Origin of the sequence: Klebsiella sp. D5A (assembly GCF_001620885.1) — a bacterium.
In the GTDB taxonomy this organism is placed as follows: domain Bacteria; phylum Pseudomonadota; class Gammaproteobacteria; order Enterobacterales; family Enterobacteriaceae; genus Klebsiella; species Klebsiella variicola.
In genome coordinates this window covers 275,747-300,952 of the sequence record NZ_LOAR01000004.1, presented here as the reverse complement: position 1 = coordinate 300,952, position 25,206 = coordinate 275,747, and the positions used below count along the sequence as shown (strand labels likewise).

Here is a 25,206-nt window from a genome sequence, read left to right as displayed (position 1 = left end):
TTGGTAAGCCGAAATTATCCGCTGACTGTGAGCTGGATCAATCAATGCGCCGGCACTGTTTGCAGCCTGAGAAGAAACATGTATGGTAGTCGTCATGAGTGTCGCCATTATTGGTATAACAACTTTTGTGAGGGCATAGCGATGGAACAAACCTGGCGGTGGTATGGGCCGAACGATCCGGTATCGCTTGATGATGTACGGCAGGCAGGGGCGACCGGCGTCGTGACTGCGCTGCACCATATTGCAAACGGTCAGGTCTGGCCGGTAGAGGAGATTAAAGCGCGTCAGGCGCTGTTAGCGGCAAAAGGGCTGACCTGGTCGGTCGTCGAAAGCATTCCGGTGCATGAGGATATTAAAACCCACAGCGGGGAGTATGCGACCTGGATTGCCAACTATCAGCAGAGCATCCGCAACCTCGCGGCCTGCGGCATCGATACCGTATGCTACAACTTTATGCCGATCCTCGACTGGACGCGCACCGATCTGGAATATGAGCTGCCGGACGGTTCCCGGGCGCTGCGTTTCGATCAGATCGCCTTCGCCGCCTTTGAACTGCATATCCTCAAACGCCCGGGCGCGGAAGGAGATTACAGCGAAGAAGAGCAGCGTCAGGCTGAGGTTTATTTCAAGGCGATGAGCGAAGCGGACATCGAGAAACTGACCCGCAATATCATCGCCGGCCTGCCGGGAGCGGAAGAGGGTTACACTCTTGACCAGTTCCGCGCGCGCCTGGCGGAATATGACCACATTGATAAAGCGCAGCTGCGCGAGAATATGGCCTACTTCCTGCGGGCTATCGTGCCGGTGTGCGAAGAGGTAGGCATCCGCCTGGCGGTGCATCCGGACGATCCGCCGCGGCCGATCCTTGGCCTGCCGCGTATCGTGTCGACCATCGAAGATATGCAGTGGCTGAAAGAGACAGTGGACAGCATCAATAATGGCTTCACCATGTGTACGGGATCGTATGGCGTCCGCGCCGATAACGATCTGGTGAAGATGGTGGAGACCTTTGGCGATCGCATCCATTTCACCCATCTGCGATCTACCTGTCGTGAAGCGAACCCGAAAACCTTCCACGAGGCGGCGCACCTTAGCGGCGACGTCAATATGGTGGCGGTGGTGGATGCGATTCTGCGTGAAGAGCAGCGGCGTAAACAGGCTGGCGATCTGCGCCCGATCCCATTCCGTCCGGATCATGGTCATCAGATGCTTGACGATCTGCGCAAGAAAACCAACCCAGGCTATTCGGCGATTGGCCGTCTCAAGGGGATGGCGGAAGTGCGTGGCGTCGAGCTGGCGCTGAAAATGACCAAATACCCTGAACTGTTGTAATCGCGGTAACAGGGATAATAAAAGGGACAGCCAGCGGCTGTCCCTTTTTACTGTCGGGGCGTCAGCCGGGTCGGGTAAGTGAAGCGTCATTACCCGACAAAATAACGGCGCAATGGGGTAGATACGGTGATCGGTTTGCAACAGTGTCGACCCTGGAAAAACCTGTGTTCTCTGTTATTTCCTGGCAGATTGCGCTCCCGATATTTCTTCTGCGTTATGTTACTCATGGTNCACAGGGGGCGGCCAGTCGCCGCCGCCCCCTGTACCCCCGGGCTCCGGCCAGCAAAATCGCCACTTCGTGGTACCTTCGACTTATCCCTGCAGGCTTCGGGTCGGGCCGAGGCAGCGTCCATGCAAAACACGGCCCTCAGCCCGCATCCATGCGGGCTGCCCCGGCCTTCCGGGAACGTCTCAGCGATTTTGAGGCCGCCAACACCGGCAGTTTCAGCAAGAATAGTGAATAAATTAACGACAGGGCGCCCGGATCGTAGGCCGGATAAGGCGTCAGCCGCCATCCGGCACAAATACGGGAACCGTGTTGAATGAATATTACCCGGCATCGGGGCATACCGTCGCCAAATAAAAAGGACAGCCAGCGGCTGTCCTTTTTTACTGTCGGTGCGTCACAGAGGATTAATCCGCGCGGCCCATATAGCGGCACTCTTCGATATGAATGCGGATTTTCTCACCGGTGGTCAGGTATTCCGGCACCTGAATTACCAGGCCGGTGCTCATAGTGGCTGGCTTGGTGCGGGAGCTGGCGGATGCCCCTTTAATACCCGGCGCGGTTTCGATAATTTCCAGGTCAACAGTCTGCGGCAGCTCCAGGGCCAGCAGCTGGCCGTCCCAGGTCAGCACCTGCATATCCGGCATCCCGCCTTCCGGAATAAACTGCAGCTCTTCTTCGATCTGCTCTTTGGTAAAGGTGTAAGGGGTATAGTCTTCTTTATCCATGAACACGTATTCGTTGCCATCGACATAGGAGAAGTCAACGAAACGGCGGGTCAGGGTCACGGTATCGACGATATCGTCACCTTTGAAGCGCTCTTCCACTTTCAGGCCGGTACGCACATCGGAGAAGCGCATTTTATACAGTGTCGCAGCACCACGGGCGCTGGGTGACTGAATATCAATATTTTTCACAATCAGCAGCTTGCCGTTGTAATTCAGCACCATACCTTTTTTAATTTCATTCGCTCTTGGCATTGCAGTAATCCTGTCACTTAACGAGTCAAAAATATCGCGTAAAACTACTCGCGCCCGCGCCTTCAGGCAAGCGGAATTCGCGAGTTTTGCTATCTTCTGGCAAAACGTTTAGGCTGTGGCACAAAATGAGCGTTTGGGAGCTGGGTTGTGGAATGTCGTACCGATTGTGGCGCATGTTGCATCGCTCCCTCTATATCATCGCCAATACCCGGCATGCCGCAGGGCAAGCCCGCCAATACCCGCTGTATTCAGCTTTCCGAGCACAACTTGTGCCTGATTTTCGGCTCCCCTCTGCGCCCGAAGGTGTGCGCCAGCCTGCAGCCCTCGCCCGAGATGTGCTTCACCCACCGCGATGACGCCATCACCTGGCTGCTGGATCTTGAGCTGGCCACCGCGCCCTGAGCTTAAAGCAGCAGATGAGACAGGTTTTTGATATGGGCGCTGAGGCCGTCGAGTAGCGCCTGTACGCGCAGGGGGAGAATGTCCCGCCGCTGGAAGATAAGCCAGGCCTGCAGGTCGATACAGCGCTCCTTTTTCAGACAGGGAACCAGCTGTCCCGCCGCCAGCTCGGTGGCGAGTGAATAGTAGGGCGCATAGACGATCCCCATCCCCAGCTTCGCCAGCTCCACCGCCGGTAGTGTGTTATCGCAAACGAATCCCCCCTTTACCGTGAGATTAAGCGGTTCGCCGTTTTTGCTTTTGAAGGTCCAGACATTGTCGCTGCCGCCCAACATGCGCAGGGTAATGCACTCATGATCCACCAGCGCCTCCGGCTCGGCGATAGGATGTTGCGCCAGATAGTCCGGAGAGGCGAAGACGCCGGTGCGAAAGCGGGTAAAGGGGCGGGCGATGAGATTTTCATTCTGCGGCTTAAAGGGGCTTATCAGCAGATCGCAGTCGCTATTGAAGATGGCGCCGTATTTCTGTTCCCGCTCGCTGGCGTTGCGGGTGACCAGATTGATCTGCAGCTCCGGCAGGGTTTTCCTCAGCGCCGGCAGAATATAGCGCCCGAGAAACTGGTGGATACCGATGGGCGCCCCAAGGGTGACCACGCCCTGCAGCGTGTTCTTATAACGGTCGGCGAGGTTGATAAGCTGCTCATGCTGTTCGAGAACCGCGCGACTGGCATGGATAAACTGCTCGCCGAACTCGGTGCGCACCAGCTCTCTGGCGGTGCGCAGGAATATGGCCAAACCGACTTTCCGCTCCACGCTGGTCAGCGTCCGCGAAACGTTAGACTGGGGCATATTCAGGCGCTGGGCCGCCCGGCTGACGCTGGCGGTTTCGGCGATAGCGCAGATGATCCTCAGCTCATCCATTTTAAAGTCTTTCAACATCTTATCGCTGCCTGATATCTGTGGTATATCAAAAATGATATACCAGTTTGGCGGAATTGCCATGTGATTTATTGATCAGCTAAACGTATGATGGCCTTTGCGTTGAACAGTCCGTTATTTAAGGAAAATTGTGCGTTTTATCGCTTCTTTTGTGGTCCTCGACGTCATTAAAAATAACGATCTTCCCGCTGGCTTACTGAGTGTATATGCACCATGCTGCTTAATTATTTTGCTTTGTTTGTATTAATACTGGTTTTTCTCATATTATTTTATGGAGTGATTATTATCCACGATATTCCCTATCATATCGCGCAAAAACGGCAGCACCCCCATCAGGACGCGATTCATGTGGCGGGCTGGATAAGCCTGTTTACCCTGCATGCTATCTGGCCTTTTCTGTGGATCTGGGCCACCTTGTACCGCCCTGACCGCGGGTGGGGGATGGCTTCGCAGACCGAGGATAGTCTGCAACGCAAGGAACTGGAGCAACGTATCGCATTACTCGAAGCGGCGTTAAAAAACAGCCAGCAGGCGTCAGCGGGGAATAAAGATAAATAATATGGATCTGTTAATTATCCTTTGCTATGTCGCCATCGCCTGGGGCGTTTTTAAGATATTTCGCATTCCAGTAAATAAATGGACAATACCCACTGCCATATTAGGCGGAATAGTGGTCGTAGGCGCGTTAATATTAACGATGAACTATAACCATCCCTATACGCTGCGGGCGCAAAAAATTGTTGTTTCTATTCCGATGGTGCCTCAGGTCTCAGGCGAGGTGGTTGAGGTCACTAGTAAAACCAATGTGTTAATGAAGAAGGGCGAACTGCTGTTCCGCATCGATGACACCCGCTACCGCGCGCGGCTGAACAAGCTGAAAGCCGATCTGGCGGCCGGGGAGGCGACGCTGCGGGCGAAGCAGGCGACTATCGACGATGCCAGCGCCAGAGTGCAGCAGGCGCAGGCCGAGTACGATCGTGTTACCCGTGACTACCAGCGTTATGCCCAGGGAGCGGCCATGCCGGTCAATCCTTTCTCGGAACAGGATGTGACTCACGCCAGGCAGCAGGTGCAGATCCAGACGGCGGTATTGCAGGCGGCGAAAGCGCAATTACAAAACGCCAGAGAGCAGGTGTCTGGCCGCTATAACGGGCTTGATGCCAACATTGCCAGTCTGAAATCGCAGATCCTCGAGGCGGAGTATAATCTGGCGCAAACTGTGGTTCGTGCGCCGAGCGATGGCTACGTTACCCAGCTATTGGCGCGGCCGGGGATGACCGCGGTACGTCTGCCCTTCAAGCCGGTGCTGGTGTTTATTCCCCAGCAAAAGCGCCAGGTGGTGGCGGTATTCCGCCAGAACTCGGTTCTGCGTCTGACGGCCGGGGATAGCGCGGAGGTGGTGTTTAACGGTCTGCCGGGCAGCGTCTATAGCGGTAAGGTATCGCGGGTGCTGCCGGCGATCCCGGATGGCAGCTACCAGGCCAGCGGTGCGCTGCAGGGGCTGAGCGCCGGAGCCGGAAAAGAGGGCATCTATGTGCTGATCGACCTCGATCCCCACCCGGAAGTGGAACATTTACCGGACGGGGTCAGTGCGCAGGCGGCGGTTTATACCGATTATTTTGCCCATGTGTCGATTATGCGCAAAGTCCTGCTACGAATGACCAGCTGGCTGCATTACCTCTATCTGGATCATTAATCAGGATGGCCCGGTCGAGGCCGGGCCGTCTTGCCTACACGTCCCTGATCCGCCACAGGCAGACCTGAGCGGTGATACCCATGACCAGCGCTATCCAGAACACCGCGTGATAGCTCCAGATCTCCGCTACTACCCCCGCCAGTGAACCGGCGATGATCCAGCCGACGCGGGTGGTATTGGTGTAGAGGGTAGTGGCCGCGCCCGCTTGCCCCGGCATCAGATCCTGGAAATAGAGCATGCCGATCCCGGCGAGGATCCCGATATAGACGGCGTTCAGCACCTGCATCGCCAGCAGCAGCGCCGGCGTATGCACCGTCAACATGCCCACGTAAAACAACACACCGGCCACTGCCGAAAGGCGCATCAGAAAGCGTTTACCAAAGCGCCGGGCATAATAACCGGCAATCAGCATGGTAGGAATTTCCAGTCCGGCCGCGGTGCCCATCATCAGCCCGGCCAGCTTCTCCGGCAGATGCAGCTCATTAATGATAAACAGCGGCATATTAATGATGTACAGGCTGTTGGTGCCCCACATCAGCGTGCAGATGCTAAACAGCAGCAGCGCATCGCGGCGGTGCGTGCGCGGGGCTTCCAGCCGGCCCGTCGCCACCGCCGCCGCTTTATGCATGCTGGGTAAGAACAGCCAGACCATGATCCCGCAGACGATAAACGCCGCCGCAGCGCTGAGATACATCGCAGTAAAACCAAACCCCATCGCCAGGGCGTAGGCCAGCGGGGGACCAATCACCCATGCCAGGGAGACCTGGGCGCGCAAAATGGAGCTGAACATCACCGCTTCGCGACCGGTCTTGTCGGCGTGCTCGCGCGCGAGGGCGAACATCTGCGGGTTGGCGGTCGAGCCAAAGCTACTGAGGAAGACGCCGATAAACAGCAAAATGAAGTAGTTCCGGTTCCAGGCAAACAGCAGGCAGGCCAGCACCCCCAGCAGGCAGCAGACGACAATCAGCTGTTTGCGATCGCCCCGGCGGTCGGAGCGGCCGGCGAGAAACTGGCTGACCAGAATGCCAATGACGGCGCTACCGGTAAAAAAGAAGCCGACCATCGCCGGGCGGACGTGCACTTCGTTGGTCAAAAAGAGGCTCAGGGTTGGGGTTTGCAACGCCCCGGCAATGCCTGTCAGAAAGGCGACGATTAAGAATGCGGAAGAGGTTACATCGAACCCGCGTCGGGGAAGAGCGGCGCTACGGTTTTGCATGTTCGGTTTTCTGTAGTTTCAGGAGACGGCGCGGAGTTTACGCCTGCTGGCTGAAAATAAACAGTAGTATGGCACGAATAATTAAAAAGGCGTTTCAAAATATAAGATTCAGCAAAAAGCTGACGTTTGCGGTGGTCGATAGCAAAGGCTTCAGCAAAAGTGTGCAGTACCTCTAAGTTCTGCAATCAAGTCGCTGACGTACCTTGCGCGTTGAGCAAGAAAGGTACAAAATTCTTGAAACGTTTCAGCGTCATTCGACAATCCGTTCCCCGTCAGATGGCGCCTTTTTTCTCAAGTTAGCTGAAACGATTCAATTCAGCAGGAGAGGAGAACCATGTTCCAGTTATCTGTGCAGGATATTCATCCCGGCCAGCAGGCCGGTAATAAAGAAGAGGCCATCCGGCAGGTCGCCGCCGCGCTGGTCAGCGCCGGCAACGTGGCTGATGGCTATGTGAACGGTATGCTGGCTCGCGAGCAGCAGACCTCGACCTTCCTCGGCAACGGGATTGCGATCCCGCACGGCACGACGGACACCCGTGACCAGGTGCTGAAGACCGGCGTCCAGGTATTTCAGTTCCCGCAGGGCGTCACCTGGGGCGAAGGGCAGACCGCCTATGTGGCGATCGGGATTGCCGCCAGCTCAGATGAACACCTTGGCCTGCTGCGTCAGCTGACCCATGTGCTAAGCGATGACGCGGTAGCCGCGCAGCTGCAGTCCGCCACCACCGCGGAAGAGCTGCGTGCGCTGCTGATGGGGGAAAAACAGAGCGAAGCGCTGAAGCTGGACAACGAGACCCTCAGCCTCGACGTGGCGGCCAGCGATCTGCTGACCCTGCAGGCGCTGAACGCGGCGCGACTGAAAGAAGTGGGTGCCGCTGACACGGCATTCGTAAGCCACGCTATCAACGATACGCCGCTGAACCTCGGTCAGGGCGTCTGGCTGAACGACAGTGCGGAAGGCAATCTGCGCAGCGCCGTGGCGGTCAGCCGCGCGGCTAATGCCTTTACCCGCGACGACCAGCCGGTTTCTCTGCTGGTCACGGTGGCGATGGCCGATGAGCAGCCGACTGCGGTGCTGAACCGCCTGAGCAAGCTGTTGCTGGACAAGAAAGCTGACCGTTTGCTGAAAGCCGACGCCGCCACCGTGCTGGCGCTGCTGACCAGCGACGATGCCATTGCGGAAGACGTGCTGAGCGCCGAATTCGTGGTGCGCAATGAGCACGGCCTGCATGCCCGACCGGGCACCATGCTGGTCAATACGATTAAACAATTCTCCAGCGACATCACCGTCACCAACCTCGACGGTTCCGGCAAGCCGGCCAACGGTCGCAGCCTGATGAAGGTCGTGGCGCTGGGTGTGAAAAAAGGTCACCGTCTGCGTTTCACCGCGCAGGGTGAGGATGCGCAACAAGCGCTGGATGCGATTGGCGAAGCGATCGCCGCAGGCCTTGGGGAGGGCGCATAAATGAGCAGACGTGTAGCAACGATTACGTTAAACCCGGCGTACGATCTGGTGGGGTTCACCCCGGAGATTGAACGCGGTGAAGTGAACCTGGTGCGCACCACCGGCCTGCATGCCGCCGGGAAAGGCATCAACGTGGCGAAAGTGCTGAAAGATCTCGGCATTGATGTCACCGTCGGCGGCTTCCTGGGCAAAGACAACCAGGATGGCTTTCAGCAGCTGTTCAGCGAGCTGGGGATCGCCAACCGTTTCCAGGTGGTGCAGGGTCGGACCCGTATCAACGTTAAGCTGACGGAAAAAGATGGCGAAGTGACGGATTTCAACTTCTCCGGCTTTGAAGTCACCCCGGGCGACTGGGAACGCTTCGTCAACGACTCCCTGAGCTGGCTCGGGCAGTTCGATATGGTCTGCGTCAGCGGCAGCCTGCCGTCCGGCGTCAGCCCGGAGGCCTTCACCGACTGGATGACCCGTCTGCGCAGCCAGTGCCCATGCATTATTTTCGACAGCAGCCGCGAAGCGCTGGTTGCCGGACTGAAAGCGGCGCCATGGCTGGTGAAACCGAACCGTCGCGAGCTGGAAATCTGGGCCGGGCGTAAGCTGCCGGAGATGAAAGATGTTATCGAAGCCGCCCATGCGCTGCGCGAGCAGGGTATCGCCCACGTGGTGATTTCCCTGGGTGAAGAGGGCGCGCTGTGGGTGAACGCCTCCGGTGAGTGGATTGCCAAACCGCCTTCAGTGGAAGTGGTCAGCACCGTCGGCGCCGGCGATTCGATGGTTGGCGGCCTGATTTACGGCCTGCTGATGCGTGAATCCAGCGAGCATACCCTGCGCCTGGCGACTGCCGTCGCTGCCCTGGCCGTCAGCCAGAGCAACGTGGGTATTACCGACCGTACCCAGTTGGCCGCGATGATGGCGCGCGTCGACTTACAACCCTTTAATTGACAGCAGGAGAGGCATAATGAAAACGCTGCTGATTATTGATGCCGGACTCGGACAGGCGCGCGCCTATATGGCGAAAACCCTGCTGGGAGCGGCAGCGCCTAAAGCGCACCTTGAACTGATTGATAACCCGAACGACGCCGAACTGGTGATTGCGCTGGGCGCGGCGCTGCCCACCGACAGCGCGCTGAACGGCAAACAGGTCTACCTCGGCGATATTAATCGCGCCGTGGCGCACCCGGAGCTGTTCCTCAGCGAAGCCAAAGGTCACGCAACGCCGTACGCGGCCCCTGCCGCTGCGGCAGTCCCGGCGGCTACCGGCGGACCGAAACGTATTGTCGCGGTCACGGCCTGCCCGACCGGCGTTGCTCATACCTTTATGGCGGCAGAAGCCATCGAAACCGAAGCCAAAAAACGCGGCTGGTGGGTGAAGGTGGAAACCCGCGGCTCCGTCGGGGCTGGCAATGCCATCACCCCGGAAGAGGTGGCCGAGGCGGATCTGGTGATCGTCGCTGCCGATATCGAGGTGGACCTGGCGAAATTCGCCGGTAAGCCAATGTATCGCACCACCACCGGTCTGGCGCTGAAGAAAACCGCCCAGGAGCTGGATAAAGCGGTGGCCGAAGCCAAACCGTACCAGCCGTCCGGTAAACCTCAGGCTGCTGGCGAAGGGAAAAAAGAGTCGGCGGGCGCCTACCGCCACCTGCTGACCGGCGTCTCCTACATGCTGCCGATGGTGGTGGCCGGGGGTCTGTGTATTGCGCTCTCTTTTGCCTTCGGGATCAAAGCGTTTGAAGTGAAAGACACCCTGGCGGCGGCGCTGATGCAGATCGGCGGCGGCTCGGCCTTCGCGCTGATGGTACCGGTGCTGGCAGGCTTTATCGCCTTCTCCATTGCCGACCGTCCGGGCCTGACCCCGGGTCTTATCGGCGGTATGCTGGCGGTCAGCGGCGGCTCCGGCTTTATTGGCGGGATCATTGCTGGTTTCCTTGCCGGTTACGTGGCGAAAGCCATCAGCACGAAGCTGAAACTGCCGCAGAGTATGGAAGCGTTGAAGCCAATCCTGATCATTCCGCTGGTCTCCAGCCTGATCGTGGGTCTGGCGATGATCTACCTGATCGGTAAACCGGTAGCCGGTATTCTCGCCTGGCTGACCCACTGGCTGCAAACTATGGGCACCGCGAACGCGGTTCTGCTGGGCGCAATCCTCGGCGCGATGATGTGTACCGACATGGGCGGGCCAGTGAATAAAGCGGCTTATGCCTTTGGGGTGGGCCTGCTGAGTACCCAGACCTACGCGCCGATGGCGGCGATCATGGCGGCCGGTATGGTGCCTCCGCTGGCGATGGGTATCGCGACGCTGGTTGCCCGCAATAAGTTCGACAAAGGGCAGCGTGAAGGGGGGAAAGCCGCGCTGGTTCTCGGCCTGTGCTTTATCTCTGAAGGGGCGATTCCTTTTGCCGCCCGTGACCCGATGCGCGTGCTGCCTTGCTGCATCGTCGGCGGCGCGGTAACCGGCGCTATCTCGATGGCGATTGGCGCAAAACTGATGGCGCCGCACGGCGGTCTGTTTGTCCTGCTGATCCCGGGAGCGATTACGCCGGTGCTGGGCTACCTGCTGGCGATTGTTGCCGGGACGCTGGTGGCGGGCCTCTCCTACGCGGTGCTGAAACGCCCGGAAGCGCAGGTAGTGGACGTCGAAAAAGCGGCATAATCTTACCGTAATAAAAAAGGGCCGATTGTTCGGCCCTTTTTTTGTCTCTGTTTTACGCCACTTCGGCGATCTGCTGTGCCCGCAGCCAGGCAATCTCTTCCGCCCAGATATCCGGGTTGATGGTTTCCAGAATCAGTGGAATGCCGTCGAAGCGGCTGTCCTGCATGATCCAGCGGAAGCAGTCGTGGCCAATGTTGCCTTCGCCAAGGCTATGGTGACGGTCAACGCGGCTGCCAAACGTACTCTTGGCATCATTCAGGTGCATGCCGCGCAGATACTGGAAGCCGACGATACGCTCGAAGTCGGCAAAGGTCTTCTCGCAGGCTTCGGCGCTGCGCAGGTCATAGCCGGCAGCGAACGCGTGGCAGGTATCGATGCAGACGCCGACGCGGGATTTATCTTCCACGCCGTCGATAATCGCCGCGAGGTGCTCGAACTTAAAGCCGAGGTTGCTGCCCTGGCCGGCGGTGTTTTCGATCACCGCAGTAACGCCTTCGGTCTTCGCCAGCGCGATATTGATCGATTCGGCGATGCGCGCCAGGCACGCCTCCTCCGGGATCTGCTGCAGATGACTGCCGGGGTGGAAGTTGAGCAGCGTCAGCCCCAGCTGCTGGCAGCGGGTCATCTCATCAATGAAGGCATCACGGGATTTTTCCAGCGCCTCTTCCACCGGATGGCCGAGGTTAATCAGGTAGCTGTCGTGCGGCAGGATCTGCCCGGGGCCAAAGTGATACTTTTCGCAGGCGGCTTTGAATTCGGCGATGGTTTCGTCGCTGAGCGGCGCGGCGCGCCACTGGCGCTGGTTTTTGGTGAAGAGGGCGAAGGCGGTTGCTTCGATTTCGGCGGCGCGAATGGCGGCATTGGCCAGTCCACCTGAGGCGCTCACGTGCGCTCCTACGTATTTCATAAAAAAACTCCAGTTAAAGCCGCTGGGGGGTGGGTAATGATAGCGGCTTAACTGGAGAAAGATGTAGTGCTTTATGCCATCAGGCTGTGGATAGCGACGTTAATGACCCCGCCGCCGACAATCAACCAGACGAACAGCATCAGCGCCATCAGCAGCGGTTTCGCCCCGGCTTTTTTCAGCGCGCTGACGTGAGTGGTAACCCCGAGGGCGGCCATTGCCATCGCCAGCAGAACGGTATCCAGCGTCACCAGCATATCCACCACGGCTTTCGGCAGCAGATGGAAGGAGTTAAACACCGCCACCAGGATGAACATAATCGCGAACCATGGAATGGTGATTTTGCTTTTCTCGCCGTTGCCTGCCGGGGTCAGCTGTTTAACACGCGCCGCCAGGAACAGCAGGAACGGAGCCAGCATCATGACGCGCAGCATTTTGGCGATAACCGCCGCGTTCTCGGCGTCCGGGCTGACCGCATGGCCGGCGGCAACCACCTGCGCCACTTCATGCATGGTGGAACCCATATAGATCCCGTAGGTCTCCGGAGTAAACCAGTGCGCCAGCAGCGGGTACATCGCCGGGTAGAGGAAGATGGCGATGGTACCGAAGATAACCACCGTGGCGACGGCGACCGTCACTTTACTGGCTTCGGCTTTGACCACCGGTTCGGTGGCGAGCACAGCCGCCGCGCCGCAGATGCTGCTGCCGGCGCCGATCAGCCAGCTGGTGTGTTTGTCGAGACCAAACACTTTCTGGCCAAGGAAGCAGGCGATGAAAAAGGTACTGGAGAGCGTCAGAACGTCAATCAAAATACCGCTCACGCCGACGTCGGCAATCTGGGCGAACGTCAGGCGGAAGCCGTAGAGGATGATCCCCAGGCGCAGCAGGTGCTGCTTGGCGAAGATCACCCCGCCGTCGCAGGGCTGCCAGATTTTCGGGTAGACCGTGTTGCCGACGACCATCCCGAACAGGATAGCGAGGGTCAGGGCGCTAAAGCCTGCGCCGGCGATGGCCGGGAAACTCCCGGCCCACAGGGCGGCGCCGGTCAGCGCGGCGGTCAGCGCCAGGCCTGGGACAAAATGCCACAGGGAACGATGTTTGGTGGGTAAAGTGAGTGCTGTCATAACCTTCTCCTTTGTCTGCCTAAAGGTTACGCCGCGCGCGGTTAAATATAAAATTGATTATATGTTTATAATCAATCGTAATAAGTGGTTAAGGACCGCATCGTCGCTGACAAGGGGGCAGGGGAGCGATGCGGCGAAAGCGGGGTGGTTTCCCGGCAAGACGATGATTTTGTGACATAAGCGGATTTTCCTTCCTTCAGCCGCCTCGATTTGTGTCACCATAGTAAGGAAGGTTATTCAGGTTGGATTACTAAACGGGTGGGTTATGCATATTACGCTGCGGCAGCTGGAAGTGTTCGCCGAAGTCCATAAGAGTGGGTCAACCACTCAGGCGTCACAGATGCTGGCGCTTTCGCAATCTGCGGTCAGCGCCGCGCTGACCGATCTGGAAGGGCAGCTCGGCGTGCAGCTGTTTGACCGCGTCGGTAAACGACTGGTGGTGAATGAGCACGGACGGCTGCTGTACCCGCGTGCGCTGGCGCTGCTGGAGCGGGCGCTGGAGATCGAACAGCTGTTTCGCGGCGATAACGGGGCGATCCGGGTCTACGCCAGCAGCACCATCGGCAACTATATTATGCCGGAGATCATCGCCCGTTATCGCCATGACTTCCCGGAACTGCCGGTGGAATTGAGCGTCGGCAACAGCCTGGATGTGATCAACGCCGTCGCCGACCTGCGGGTGGATTTCGGTCTGATTGAGGGGCCGTGCCATGCCGCCGACATCATTGCCGAGCCGTGGCTGGAAGATGAGCTGGTGGTGTTTGCTGCGCCTGATTCGCCGCTGCTGGCGGGGGAGGTGACCCTGCAGCAACTGGCTGAGGCGCCGTGGATCCTGCGCGAGCATGGGTCCGGTACCCGGGAGATTGTCGATTATGTACTGCTGTCGCATCTGCCGGCGTTTCATATGGGCATGGAGCTGGGCAATTCGGAGGCGATCAAGCACGCCGTCCGGCATGGCTTGGGCATCAGCTGTTTATCGCGCCGGGTGATTGCCGAACAGCTGGCCTCGGGCACGCTGGCGGAGCTGAAAGTGCCATTGCCCCGGCTGACGCGCACGCTGTGGCGCATCCATCATCGGCAGAAGCATATTTCCAAAGCATTACAACGTTTTCTGCAATATTGCCAGGTGTAGCACCCGGTTTTTACGCCTCATAACGGGGGAATTCGCTGGCAATTCCGCAGGTTAGTGCTTTACTAATAATTTGCGGGCGATCATGAAGCTCTCTTATAACTTTGCATTTGTACCGGATGGAACCCCGATCGTCTGCTACAATCGCGCCTCATTTTTTGGATGGATAGCATTATCACATGGTTTCGGAAACTAAAACCACAGAAGCGCCCACGCTACGTCGTGAACTGAAGGCGCGCCACTTGACCATGATCGCCATTGGCGGTTCCATCGGTACGGGTCTTTTTGTTGCCTCTGGCGCAACCATTTCGCAAGCAGGTCCCGGCGGGGCGCTGCTGTCTTATATTCTGATCGGTTTGATGGTCTATTTCCTGATGACCAGCCTGGGCGAGCTGGCGGCGTTTATGCCGGTGTCCGGTTCCTTCGCCACCTACGGCCAGAATTATGTTGAAGAAGGCTTCGGCTTCGCGCTGGGCTGGAACTACTGGTACAACTGGGCGGTGACGATCGCCGTTGACCTCGTGGCTTCGCAACTGGTGATGAGCTACTGGTTCCCTGATACCCCGGGCTGGATCTGGAGCGCCTTGTTCCTTGGCATTATGTTCCTGCTGAACTGGATCTCGGTGCGCGGCTTTGGCGAGGCGGAATACTGGTTCTCGCTGATCAAAGTCGCCACCGTCATTATCTTTATTATTGTCGGCGTGATGATGATTGTCGGCATCTTCAAAGGGTCGCAGCCCACTGGCTGGAGCAACTGGGGGATCGCGGATGCGCCATTCGCCGGTGGTTTCTCGGCGATGATCGGCGTGGCGATGATTGTCGGCTTCTCCTTCCAGGGCACTGAGCTTATCGGCATCGCGGCCGGTGAGTCTGAGGATCCGGAGAAGAACATCCCGCGCGCGGTGCGCCAGGTCTTCTGGCGTATCCTGCTGTTCTACGTTTTCGCCATTCTGATTATCAGCCTGATCATTCCGTACACCGACCCGAGCCTGCTGCGCAACGATGTGAAGGATATCTCCGTCAGCCCGTTCACGCTGGTCTTCCAGCATGCTGGTCTGCTGTCGGCGGCGGCGATCATGAACGCGGTTATTCTGACTGCCGTTCTGTCGGCCGGTAACTCCGGGATGTACGCTTCCACGCGTATGCTGTACACCCTGGCCTGCGACGGCAAAGCGCCGCGTATTTTCTCGAAGCTGTCGCGTGGCGGCGTGCCGCGCAACGCGCTGTACGCGACCACTGTTATCGCGGCGCTGTGCTTCCTGACGTCCATGTTCGGCAACCAGACGGTGTACCTGTGGCTGCTGAACACCTCCGGGATGACCGGCTTTATCGCCTGGCTGGGGATTGCGATCAGCCACTATCGTTTCCGTCGTGGCTACGTCATGCAGGGTAACGATATTAATAATCTGCCGTATCGTTCCGGGTTCTTCCCGCTGGGGCCGATCTTCGCTTTCGTGCTGTGCCTGATCATCACCCTCGGACAGAACTACGAAGCGTTCCTCAAGGACACCATTGACTGGGGCGGCGTGGCGGCGACCTACATCGGTATTCCGCTGTTCCTCGTCATCTGGTTTGGTTACAAGCTGGCGAAAGGCACCCGCTTTGTTCGCTACAGCGAAATGACCTTCCCGGACCGCTTTAAGCGTTAATCTTCGCAATTGTGCGATAAAAGCCCTCTGAAAAGAGGGCTTTTTTTATGTCCGCACGGTTACAGCTTGACACAATTCTTCATAATTATATTGATAATCGTAATCATTATCTTTATCATTTTCGCCCATTACGGATGAAGCCACTCCCCGTCTCTGCCATTGGGTCAGACTGACATCGGGCGACCAGCCACATCGACGAGAAAACAGCGCGAGCATGCCGCCGACAGAGCGACAGGCCGCCAGCGCGTGTGAGCAGCACCTTTTTGTTTGTTTGGTTGTACACCTCATGGAGATTTGGAATGTTCAGGTTAAACCCTTTTATCCGGGCGGGATTGTCTGCGTCCGTCGTATCATTGGCGTTTCCGGCTCTCGCCGATGTAAATGAAGAAACGCTGGTGGTGACCGCCTCGGCCACTGAACAGAGCGTCAAAGACGCGCCGGCGAGCATCAGCGTCATCACCCAGCAGGATTTACAACGTAAGCCCGTCCAGAACCTGAAAGACGTACTGCGCGATGTCCCTGGGGTCCAGCTCACTAACGAAGGGGATAACCGCAAGGGCGTCAGCATTCGCGGTCTGAGCAGCAGCTATACCCTGATCCTCGTCGACGGGAAACGCGTCAACTCCCGCAACGCCGTCTTCCGCCACAATGACTTCGACCTGAACTGGATCCCGGTGGATGCCATCGAACGTATCGAGGTGGTGCGCGGCCCGATGTCCTCCCTTTACGGTTCCGATGCGCTCGGCGGCGTGGTCAACATTATTACCAAAAAAATCGGCCAGAAATGGACCGGGACGCTGAGCGCCGATACCACCATTCAGGAACACCGCGATCGCGGCGATACCTGGAACGGTCAGTTCTTCACCAGCGGTCCGCTGATCGACGGCGTGCTCGGGATGAAGGCCTACGGCAGCCTGGCAAAACGCGCTAAGGACGATCCGCAGTCTTCCAGCAGCGCCACCGGCGAGACGCCGCGCATCGAGGGCTTCACCAGCCGCGATGGCAATGTTGAATTCGCCTGGACGCCGGGCGAAAACCATGATTTTACGGCGGGCTATGGCTTTGACCGTCAGGATCGTGATTCCGATTCCCTTGACCGCAACCGCCTTGAGCGTGAGAACTACTCCCTGAGCCATAATGGCCGCTGGGATATGGGTAACAGCGAGCTCAAGTTCTACGGCGAAAAGGTGGATAACAAAAATCCGGGGCAGAACGGGACCATCACCTCGGAAAGCAATGCCATCGACGGCAAGTATGTCCTGCCGCTGGACATGATTAACCAGCTGGTGACCTTCGGCGGCGAATGGCGCCACGATAAACTCAAAGATCCGGTCAACCTGAGCAGTGGCGGCCAGTCGACCTCCGCCAGTCAGTACGCCCTGTTTATCGAAGACGAATGGCGCATCATCGAGCCGCTGGCGCTGACCACCGGCATTCGTATGGACGACCATCAGACCTATGGCGATCACTGGAGCCCACGCGCCTATCTGGTGTATAACGCCACCGATACCGTCACCGTCAAAGGCGGCTGGGCGACGGCGTTTAAAGCCCCGTCGCTGCTGCAGCTTAACCCCGACTGGACCACCAACTCCTGCCGCGGGTCGTGCAGCATCATCGGTAACCCGGACCTGAAACCGGAAACCAGTGAAAGTTTCGAGCTCGGTCTCTACTACCGTGGGGAAGAGGGCTGGCTGCAGGATGTTGAAGGCAGCATCACCACCTTCCAGAATAATGTCGACGATATGATCGATGTTCTGCGCACCTCCAGCGCCAGCGAAGCGCCGGGCTACCCGAACTTTGTCGGCTGGAAAACCGTCAACGGCAAGCGCGTGCCGATCTTCCGCTATTTCAACGTCAACAAAGCCCGCATCAAAGGGGTGGAGACGGAGGTGAAGATCCCGTTTGGCGATGAGTGGAAGCTGACGATGAACTACACCTATAACGATGGCCGCGATCTGAGCAATGGCGGCGACAAACCGCTGCAGACGCTGCCGTTCCATACCGCCAACGGCACGCTTGACTGGAAACCGCTGGACGACTGGTCCTTCTACGTGACGGCCAACTATACCGGCCAGCAACGCGCGGTAAGCGCCACCGGCAAAACGCCGGGCGGCTACACCCTGTTTGACGTTGGCGCGGCGTGGCAGGTGACCAAAAACGTGAAACTGCGCTCCGGGGTGCAGAACGTGGGTGATAAAGATCTGAGCCGGGACGACTACAGCTATACCGAAGAGGGCCGCCGCTACTTTATGGCGGTGGATTATCGCTTCTGATCGTCGGCACTAAAACGTGGCCTGCGGGCCTGAGCATGCGCCGTGAAGCTGCTTCGCGGCGCAGTGGCGTTTAGGCAAAGAGATGCTGCGCATGGAAGCGCAGATGGTCTTCAATAAACGAGGCAATGAAGTAATAGCTGTGGTCGTAGCCAGGCTGGATACGCAGCGTTAACGGCCAGGCCTTCTGGCGGGCGGTTTCCGCCAGTACGGCCGGTTGTAATTGCCCGGCGAGGAACGGATCGTTATCGCCCTGGTCGATGAGCGTCGGCACGGCGTCAGCCTGCTGGCTGGCCTGCATCAGCGCGCAGCTGTCCCACGACTGCCATGTCGATTCATCCGCGCCCAGATAGGCGGTAAACGCTTTCTTGCCCCACGGCACCTGGCCGGGATTGACGATCGGCGCGAAGGCGGAGACGCTGGCATAGCGGCCCGGATTTTTGAGCGCCATTACCAGCGCGCCGTGACCGCCCATCGAATGGCCGCTGATGGCGCAGCGTTCGCCGACGCTAAACTCGCTACGGATCAGCGCGGGCAGTTCATCGCGCAGATAATCATACATCCGATAGTGCGCCGCCCACGGCGCCTCGGTGGCATTCAGGTAGAAGCCGGCGCCTTGCCCCAGATCGTATCCATCATCGTTGGCGACCTCATCACCGCGTGGGCTGGTATCCGGCATCACCAGCGCGATGCCCAGCTCAGCGGCAATGCGCTGGGCGCCCGCCTTGGTGGTAAAGTTTTCGTCGTTACAGGTCAGCCCGGACAGCCAGTACAGTACCGGCGGCGGCGTTTCGCGCTCAGGCGGTAAAAAAATGCTGAACGTCATGGCGCAGTTCAGGACAGGGGAGTGATGACGCCAGCGTTGTTGCCGACCGTCAAAACAGCGATGCTCTTCAAGCAGTTCCATGCAAGGCTCCTCGAAAGGGGGGGGGCGCGTAAACGTTCATAATACAGATATTTCATTAGCCGGTGAGTAACTTTCACTTTCTCCTTTTGAGAACTTACTGCATCATTAATGCAACTTATAGCCAACATGCCGGTGTAGCGATGGCGCTTATGGATGCGTACAGCGGTTAGATCATTCCGGATTCGGCGATAAGGATTTGGCGCCGCGCCTGAGGCGCGGCTTCAGGCCCTAATAAAAGGCAGCGCCAATTTCAATAATTATCGTTACGGCTACTGGATTCTGTGCGCCACCTCACGCACAATGAATACAAACTTTGCCCCCAGAAAAAGCAAAGAGCGCCACACCTGCAGGAGAAACCCAAATGTCATCACTGAGTAAAGAAGCCGTCCTCGTTCATGAAGCGCTGGTCGCTCGTGGGCTGGAGACGCCGATGCGTGCGCCAGTACAAGAAATTGATAACGAAACACGCAAGCGTTTGATTACCGGTCATATGACCGAGATTATGCAACTGCTGAATCTGGATCTGAGTGATGACAGTCTGATGGAGACCCCGCATCGCATCGCCAAAATGTATGTCGATGAGATCTTCTCCGGGCTGGATTACTCCCGCTTCCCAAAAATCACCGTCATTGAAAACAAAATGAAGGTTGATGAAATGGTGACCGTGCGCGATATCACCCTGACCAGCACCTGCGAACACCATTTCGTCACCATCGATGGTAAAGCGACAGTAGCCTATATCCCGAAAGATGCGGTGATCGGGCTGTCGAAAATCAACCGCATCGTGCAGTTTTTCGCTCAGCGTCCGCAGGTCCAGGAGCGTCTGACCCAGCAGATCCTGATCGCGCTGCAGACGCTGCTCGGCACCAGCAACGTGGCGGTATCCATTGACGCGGTGCATTACTGCGTGAAGGCGCGCGGCATTCGCGATGCGACCAGCGCCACCACCACCACCTCTCTCGGCGGCCTGTTTAAATCCAGCCAGAATACCCGCCAGGAATTCCTGCGCGCAGTACGTCACCACAACTAAAACGGAGCAGGGTACATGGAGAGAAATGTCACGCTGGACTTTGTCCGCGGCGTCGCCATCCTCGGTATCCTGCTTCTCAATATCAGCGCCTTCGGCTTGCCGAAGGCCGCTTACCTCAATCCCGCCTGGTCAGGAAGCGCGACCCTCAGCGATGCCTGGACGTGGGCACTCCTCGACCTGCTGGCGCAGGTGAAGTTTCTCACCCTGTTCGCGTTGCTGTTTGGCGCCGGTCTGCAGCTATTGCTCCCGCGAGGGAAGCGCTGGATCCAGTCGCGGCTGACGCTGCTGGCGCTGCTCGGTTTCATTCACGGTCTTTTTTTCTGGGATGGCGACATTCTGCTGGCCTACGCCCTGGTGGGGCTGGTGAGCTGGCGCATGGTGCGTGAGGCGCACCATGTCAAATCGCTGTTCAATACCGGGGTGGTGCTCTACCTCATCGGCATTGCGGTGCTGGTCCTGCTGGGAGTCATCTCCGGGACGGCGGCGAATCGCTCCTGGGTGCCGGATGCGGCGAACCTGCAGTATGAGCAGTACTGGAAGCTGCACGGCGGCATGGAGGCGGTCAGCAACCGGGCGGATATGCTATCGGACAATCTGCTGGCGCTGGGCGCCCAGTATGGCTGGCAGCTGGCGGGGATGATGCTGATGGGCGCGGCGCTAATGCGCAGCGGCTGGCTCAAAGGGCAGTTCAGTCTGCGTCACTACCGGCGCACGGGTGCCCTGCTGGTGGTTGCCGGCATGGCGGTAAATCTGCCGGCAATATTCGCCCAGTGGTATCTGGCCTGGGACTATCGCTGGTGCGCGTTTTTGCTGCAGGCGCCGCGCGAACTGAGCGCCCCCTTACAGGCGATCGGCTATGCCTCGCTGGCCTGGGGCTACTGGCCGCAGCTGTGCCGTTTCCGCCTGGTGGGCGCTATCGCCTGCGTCGGACGCATGGCGCTGACCAACTACCTGTTGCAGACCCTGATCTGCACCACCCTGTTTTATCATCTCGGGCTGTTTATGCGCTTCGATCGTCTGCAGCTGCTGGCCTTTGTTCCCCCCATCTGGGCCGTTAACCTCCTTGTCTCATCGCTGTGGCTGCGCCGCTTCCGCCAGGGGCCGGTGGAATGGCTGTGGCGTCAGTTAACCCTGCGTGCGTCAGGCACATCATTGAAAGACACATCCAGATAACGATCTCGATCACAATCATTAACAAAACGGATGTAAACGTTTCCAGCCGTGTGACCTCACTCACGTAGCGGACCGCGGGTCGCTGCCAGAATAGCCTCCTTGCTGAGCACAGGAGGTGAATGTGACGTGCTGTAATTCTCTTAAGGTCGCTGAGTATGATCACCATTCGTGATGTCGCCCGCCAGGCGGGTGTATCCGTGGCCACCGTGTCGCGGGTGCTGAACAACAGCGCGCTGGTGAGTCCGGATACGCGCGACGCCGTGATGAAAGCGGTGACCCAACTGGGCTACCGACCCAACGCCAACGCCCAGGCGCTGGCCACCCAGGTGAGCGATACCATCGGCGTGGTGGTGATGGACGTCTCCGACGCCTTCTTCGGCGCGCTGGTGAAAGCGGTGGATACCGTCGCCCAGCAGCATCAGAAGTATGTGCTGATCGGCAACAGCTATCACGAGGCGGAAAAAGAGCGCCACGCCATCGAGGTGCTGATCCGCCAGCGCTGCTCGGCGCTGATTGTCCATTCGAAAGCGCTCAGCGATGATGAACTGAGCGACTTTATGCAACATATCCCGGGAATGGTGCTGATCAACCGCATTGTGCCAGGCTTTGCCCATCGCTGCGTCGGGCTCGACAACGTCAGCGGCGCGCTGATGGCCACCCGCATGCTGCTCAATCACGGTCACCAGCGCATCGGCTATCTCTCCTCAAACCACGGCATTGAAGATGACGATATGCGCCGGGAAGGGTGGAGCAAAGCGCTGCAGGAGCAGGGCATCATCGCCCCGGACAGCTGGGTCGGTTCTGGCTCCCCGGATATGCAGGGCGGCGAGGCGGCGATGGTCGAACTGCTGGGGCGTAATCTCGGTCTCACCGCGGTATTCGCCTATAACGACAGCATGGCGGCCGGCGCGCTGACGACCCTGAAGGACAACGGCATTGTCGTGCCGCAGCATCTGTCGCTAATTGGCTTTGATGATATTCCTATTTCCCGTTACACCGATCCTCAACTCACTACCGTGCGCTATCCGGTAATGTCGATGGCAAAGCTGGCCACCGAGCTGGCGCTGCTGGGGGCGGCCGGCAAGCTGGATCGCGAGGCAACGCACTGCTTTATGCCGACGCTGGTGCGCCGTCATTCCGTTGCCCAGCGGCAAACTGTGGGGCCGATCACTAACTGAAGCGGTGATGGGATGTAACCGCTTTCAATTTGTGAGTAAATTCACAGTATATTAACATTCGCCTGATTATGATGGCAGCGTTTACCAGTCTGAACCACGAGGTGATGGGTTATCCTCACTTTTTTAAGTAGGAACAAGGCGTTAAACGAGTTTTAGAGCCGTATCTTTCTGGAGCGTTACCCGACACGGAAGACCGAATTTTCGTCGTGAAATGCGTTGTGCGGTAACACTAATGCAACAAACCCCGCCCGCACTTTTTCACAATAATGACCCTGCATAATAAAACCGGAGATTCCATGAATAAGAAGGTGTTTACCCTGTCTGCTGTAATGGCTGGTCTGTTATTTGGCGCCGCCGCACACGCAGCAGATACCCGTATCGGCGTGACGATTTATAAATATGACGACAACTTTATGTCGGTGGTGCGTAAGGCGATTGAAAAAGATGGCAAATCCGCGCCTGACGTCCAGCTGCTGATGAATGACTCGCAGAACGACCAGTCGAAGCAAAACGATCAGATTGACGTGCTGTTGGCGAAAGGCGTGAAGGCGCTGGCGATTAACCTGGTTGACCCGGCGGCAGCGGGAACGGTGATTGAAAAAGCGCGCGGGCAGAATATTCCGGTGGTGTTCTTCAACAAAGAGCCTTCCCGCAAAGCGCTGGATAGTTATGACAAAGCTTATTACGTCGGTACCGATTCGAAAGAGTCCGGGATTATTCAGGGCGATCTGATCGCCAAGCACTGGAAAGCCAACCCGAACTGGGATCTGAATAAAGACGGTCAGATCCAGTTCGTCCTGCTGAAAGGCGAGCCGGGCCATCCGGATGCGGAAGCGCGTACCACCTACGTTATCAAAGAGCTGAATGATAAAGGTCTGAAGACCCAGCAGCTGCAACTGGATACCGCCATGTGGGATACCGCGCAGGCGAAAGACAAAATGGACGCCTGGCTCTCCGGCCCGAATGCGAACAAGATTGAAGTAGTGATCGCGAACAACGATGCCATGGCGATGGGCGCGGTTGAAGCGCTGAAAGCGCACAACAAGAGCAGCATTCCGGTGTTTGGCGTCGATGCCCTGCCAGAAGCGCTGGCGCTGGTGAAATCCGGCGCGATGGCCGGTACCGTGCTGAACGATGCCAACAACCAGGCGAAAGCGACCTTCGATCTGGCGAAAAACCTCGCGGAAGGTAAAGAAGCCGCGGCGGGCACCAACTGGAAAATTGACAACAAGATTGTTCGCGTACCGTACGTGGGCGTCGATAAAGACAACCTGAGCCAGTTTACCGGCAAGTAATCGTGATGTGAGTTGCGGGCGTGGTTTAACCACGCCCGATTATTCCTGATACAGAACCAGACTCCTGCTGGCGTAATTGCGCCGGACGGGGCGTGCATGAACGCAGCCAGGTATAACTATGGTCAGCAATAATAGCGAACGGTCAGGCGAATATTTGTTGGAAATGACCAACATCAACAAATCGTTTCCTGGCGTCAAGGCTCTTGATAATGTCAACCTGAAGGTTCGTCCGCACTCCATTCATGCGTTAATGGGTGAGAACGGCGCCGGCAAATCGACATTATTAAAATGCCTTTTTGGGATCTATCAAAAAGATTCCGGTAGCATTCTTTTTCAGGGAAAAGAGATCGATTTCCATTCGGCGAAAGAAGCCCTGGAAAACGGTATATCGATGGTGCATCAGGAATTAAACCTGGTTTTACAGCGTTCAGTCATGGATAACATGTGGCTCGGACGCTATCCCACCAAAGGCATGTTTGTCGATCAGGACAAAATGTACCGGGATACCAAGGCCATTTTTGATGAGCTGGATATTGATATCGACCCGCGTGCCCGCGTCGGTACCTTATCGGTATCCCAGATGCAGATGATTGAGATCGCTAAGGCGTTTTCCTATGACGCCAAAATCGTCATCATGGACGAGCCGACGTCATCGCTGACGGAAAAAGAGGTCAACCATCTGTTTAAGATCATCCGCAAGCTGAAAGATCGCGGCTGCGGTATCGTCTATATCTCGCATAAAATGGAAGAAATTTTCCAGCTGTGCGATGAAATAACCATCCTGCGCGACGGCCAGTGGATCGCCACCCAGCCGCTGGAAGGGCTGGATATGGACAAGATTATCGCCATGATGGTCGGGCGCTCGCTCAACCAGCGTTTTCCGGATCGCGAAAATACCCCGGGAGAAGTGATCCTCCAGGTGCGCAATCTCACCTCGCTGCGTCAACCCTCCATTCGCGATGTCTCCTTTGATCTGCATAAGGGCGAAATTCTCGGTATCGCCGGCCTGGTAGGCGCTAAACGCACCGACATCGTGGAGACCCTGTTCGGGATCCGTGAGAAGGCCAGCGGCACCATCACCCTGCACGGTAAGAAGATCAACAACCACAGCGCCAACGAGGCGATTAACCACGGTTTTGCACTGGTGACCGAGGAGCGGCGCTCCACCGGGATTTATGCCTATCTGGATATCGGTTTTAACTCGCTGATCTCCAATATTAAGAAATATAAAAACAGCATCGGCTTGCTGGATAACTCGCGAATGAAGAGCGACACCCAGTGGGTTATTGACTCGATGCGCGTTAAAACCCCCGGCCAGCATACGCAGATCGGTTCGCTTTCCGGTGGTAACCAGCAAAAGGTCATTATAGGCCGCTGGCTGCTGACCCAGCCGGAGATCCTGATGCTGGATGAGCCAACGCGCGGTATCGACGTCGGCGCCAAATTCGAGATCTACCAGCTGATTGCCGAGCTGGCTAAAAAAGACAAAGGGATCATTATTATTTCTTCCGAAATGCCGGAACTGCTGGGGATTACCGACCGCATTCTGGTGATGAGCAATGGCCTTGTCGCGGGCATTGTAGAGACTAAAACCACCACGCAAAACGAAATACTGCGTCTTGCGTCATTGCACCTTTAAGATCAG

General features: G+C 57.5%; 21 protein-coding genes. 15 read left to right on the top strand and 6 right to left on the bottom strand.

Going from position 1 to position 25,206, the window contains the following annotated elements; translation table 11 throughout:
- The first annotated feature begins 141 nt into the window (after window positions 1–141).
- The gene (uxuA, locus tag AS136_RS07275; protein WP_008804012.1) at window positions 142–1,332 is read left to right on the top strand and encodes a mannonate dehydratase; all 1,191 of its coding nucleotides are present in this window, start codon (window positions 142–144) and stop codon (window positions 1,330–1,332) included.
- 633 nt (window positions 1,333–1,965) lie between these two features.
- On the opposite strand, the gene yeiP is transcribed toward uxuA, so the two are convergent.
- Window positions 1,966–2,538 (bottom strand): elongation factor P-like protein YeiP, encoded by a 573-nt coding sequence (yeiP, locus tag AS136_RS07270; RefSeq protein WP_002912951.1) that lies wholly within the window; start codon window positions 2,536–2,538, stop codon window positions 1,966–1,968.
- 147 nt (window positions 2,539–2,685) lie between these two features.
- Between yeiP and AS136_RS07265 the strand changes: the two genes are divergently transcribed.
- Window positions 2,686–2,940 carry a YkgJ family cysteine cluster protein gene (locus tag AS136_RS07265; RefSeq protein ID WP_008804013.1) on the top strand — a complete coding sequence of 85 codons (255 nt, stop codon included), beginning with the start codon at window positions 2,686–2,688 and terminating at the stop codon, window positions 2,938–2,940.
- 2 nt (window positions 2,941–2,942) lie between these two features.
- Here AS136_RS07265 and AS136_RS07260 read toward each other — a convergent pair whose 3' ends face one another.
- Window positions 2,943–3,875 carry a LysR family transcriptional regulator gene (locus tag AS136_RS07260; RefSeq protein ID WP_012541024.1) on the bottom strand — a complete coding sequence of 311 codons (933 nt, stop codon included), beginning with the start codon at window positions 3,873–3,875 and terminating at the stop codon, window positions 2,943–2,945.
- 213 nt (window positions 3,876–4,088) lie between these two features.
- Between AS136_RS07260 and AS136_RS07255 the strand changes: the two genes are divergently transcribed.
- Both AS136_RS07255 and AS136_RS07250 read left to right on the top strand, forming a co-directional pair.
- Complete coding sequence (locus AS136_RS07255; protein WP_008804015.1) at window positions 4,089–4,433, top strand: DUF3302 domain-containing protein; 345 nt, start codon at window positions 4,089–4,091, stop codon at window positions 4,431–4,433.
- Window position 4,434: 1 nt separating this feature from the next.
- The gene (locus tag AS136_RS07250) at window positions 4,435–5,571 is read left to right on the top strand and encodes an HlyD family secretion protein (protein ID WP_012967548.1); all 1,137 of its coding nucleotides are present in this window, start codon (window positions 4,435–4,437) and stop codon (window positions 5,569–5,571) included.
- A 34-nt stretch (window positions 5,572–5,605) separates the two neighbouring features.
- On the opposite strand, the gene setB is transcribed toward AS136_RS07250, so the two are convergent.
- Window positions 5,606–6,787, bottom strand: a complete 1,182-nt coding sequence (setB, locus tag AS136_RS07245) for a sugar efflux transporter SetB (RefSeq protein ID WP_008804017.1) — start codon at window positions 6,785–6,787, stop codon at window positions 5,606–5,608.
- 334 nt (window positions 6,788–7,121) lie between these two features.
- On the opposite strand from setB, the gene fruB reads away from it, so the two are divergent.
- Genes fruB through fruA form a run of 3 tightly spaced genes read left to right on the top strand, consistent with a single transcriptional unit; the run spans window position 7,122 to window position 10,902 of the window.
- On the top strand, window positions 7,122–8,252 hold the full coding sequence (gene fruB / locus AS136_RS07240) for a fused PTS fructose transporter subunit IIA/HPr protein (protein WP_008804018.1): 1,131 nt from the start codon (window positions 7,122–7,124) through the stop codon (window positions 8,250–8,252).
- Entirely contained in the window at window positions 8,253–9,191 is a 939-nt protein-coding gene (gene fruK, locus AS136_RS07235; protein ID WP_004103928.1) for a 1-phosphofructokinase, read from the top strand. It abuts the gene before it with no gap.
- Between the two features lie 16 nt (window positions 9,192–9,207).
- Window positions 9,208–10,902, top strand: coding sequence for a PTS fructose transporter subunit IIBC (gene fruA / locus AS136_RS07230; protein WP_023323033.1), 1,695 nt, complete (start codon window positions 9,208–9,210; stop codon window positions 10,900–10,902).
- A 52-nt stretch (window positions 10,903–10,954) separates the two neighbouring features.
- Here the strand turns inward: fruA and nfo are convergent, their stop codons facing one another.
- Together nfo and AS136_RS07220 are read right to left on the bottom strand one after the other, a co-directional pair.
- Window positions 10,955–11,809, bottom strand: a complete 855-nt coding sequence (gene nfo / locus AS136_RS07225) for a deoxyribonuclease IV (protein WP_012967549.1) — start codon at window positions 11,807–11,809, stop codon at window positions 10,955–10,957.
- A gap of 71 nt (window positions 11,810–11,880) precedes the next feature.
- Window positions 11,881–12,930 (bottom strand): YeiH family protein, encoded by a 1,050-nt coding sequence (locus AS136_RS07220; RefSeq protein WP_002912935.1) that lies wholly within the window; start codon window positions 12,928–12,930, stop codon window positions 11,881–11,883.
- Window positions 12,931–13,195: 265 nt separating this feature from the next.
- Here AS136_RS07220 and yieE point away from each other — a divergent pair, with 265 nt between their 5' ends.
- The 3 genes from yieE (at window position 13,196) to cirA (ending at window position 17,981) form a co-directional block, all read left to right on the top strand.
- Window positions 13,196–14,062, top strand: coding sequence for a DNA-binding transcriptional regulator YeiE (yieE, locus tag AS136_RS07215; RefSeq protein ID WP_008804021.1), 867 nt, complete (start codon window positions 13,196–13,198; stop codon window positions 14,060–14,062).
- Window positions 14,063–14,238: 176 nt separating this feature from the next.
- The gene (locus AS136_RS07210) at window positions 14,239–15,708 is read left to right on the top strand and encodes an amino acid permease (RefSeq protein ID WP_008804022.1); all 1,470 of its coding nucleotides are present in this window, start codon (window positions 14,239–14,241) and stop codon (window positions 15,706–15,708) included.
- A 299-nt stretch (window positions 15,709–16,007) separates the two neighbouring features.
- On the top strand, window positions 16,008–17,981 hold the full coding sequence (gene cirA, locus AS136_RS07205; protein WP_016161549.1) for a catecholate siderophore receptor CirA: 1,974 nt from the start codon (window positions 16,008–16,010) through the stop codon (window positions 17,979–17,981).
- 70 nt (window positions 17,982–18,051) lie between these two features.
- Here cirA and fghA read toward each other — a convergent pair whose 3' ends face one another.
- Window positions 18,052–18,885, bottom strand: coding sequence for an S-formylglutathione hydrolase (gene fghA, locus AS136_RS07200; RefSeq protein WP_023323032.1), 834 nt, complete (start codon window positions 18,883–18,885; stop codon window positions 18,052–18,054).
- Between the two features lie 361 nt (window positions 18,886–19,246).
- Here fghA and folE point away from each other — a divergent pair, with 361 nt between their 5' ends.
- The 5 genes from folE to mglA all read left to right on the top strand — a co-directional run bounded on the left by folE (window position 19,247) and on the right by mglA (window position 25,200).
- Complete coding sequence (gene folE, locus AS136_RS07195; RefSeq protein WP_008804025.1) at window positions 19,247–19,915, top strand: GTP cyclohydrolase I FolE; 669 nt, start codon at window positions 19,247–19,249, stop codon at window positions 19,913–19,915.
- Between the two features lie 15 nt (window positions 19,916–19,930).
- Window positions 19,931–21,088, top strand: a complete 1,158-nt coding sequence (gene yeiB, locus AS136_RS07190) for a DUF418 domain-containing protein YeiB (RefSeq protein ID WP_008804026.1) — start codon at window positions 19,931–19,933, stop codon at window positions 21,086–21,088.
- A 155-nt stretch (window positions 21,089–21,243) separates the two neighbouring features.
- Window positions 21,244–22,266 (top strand): HTH-type transcriptional regulator GalS, encoded by a 1,023-nt coding sequence (galS, locus tag AS136_RS07185; protein ID WP_012967553.1) that lies wholly within the window; start codon window positions 21,244–21,246, stop codon window positions 22,264–22,266.
- A 296-nt stretch (window positions 22,267–22,562) separates the two neighbouring features.
- Entirely contained in the window at window positions 22,563–23,561 is a 999-nt protein-coding gene (gene mglB, locus AS136_RS07180) for a galactose/glucose ABC transporter substrate-binding protein MglB (RefSeq protein WP_008804028.1), read from the top strand.
- Between the two features lie 118 nt (window positions 23,562–23,679).
- Window positions 23,680–25,200 (top strand): galactose/methyl galactoside ABC transporter ATP-binding protein MglA, encoded by a 1,521-nt coding sequence (mglA, locus tag AS136_RS07175; protein ID WP_008804029.1) that lies wholly within the window; start codon window positions 23,680–23,682, stop codon window positions 25,198–25,200.
- Window positions 25,201–25,206: the final 6 nt, after the last annotated feature.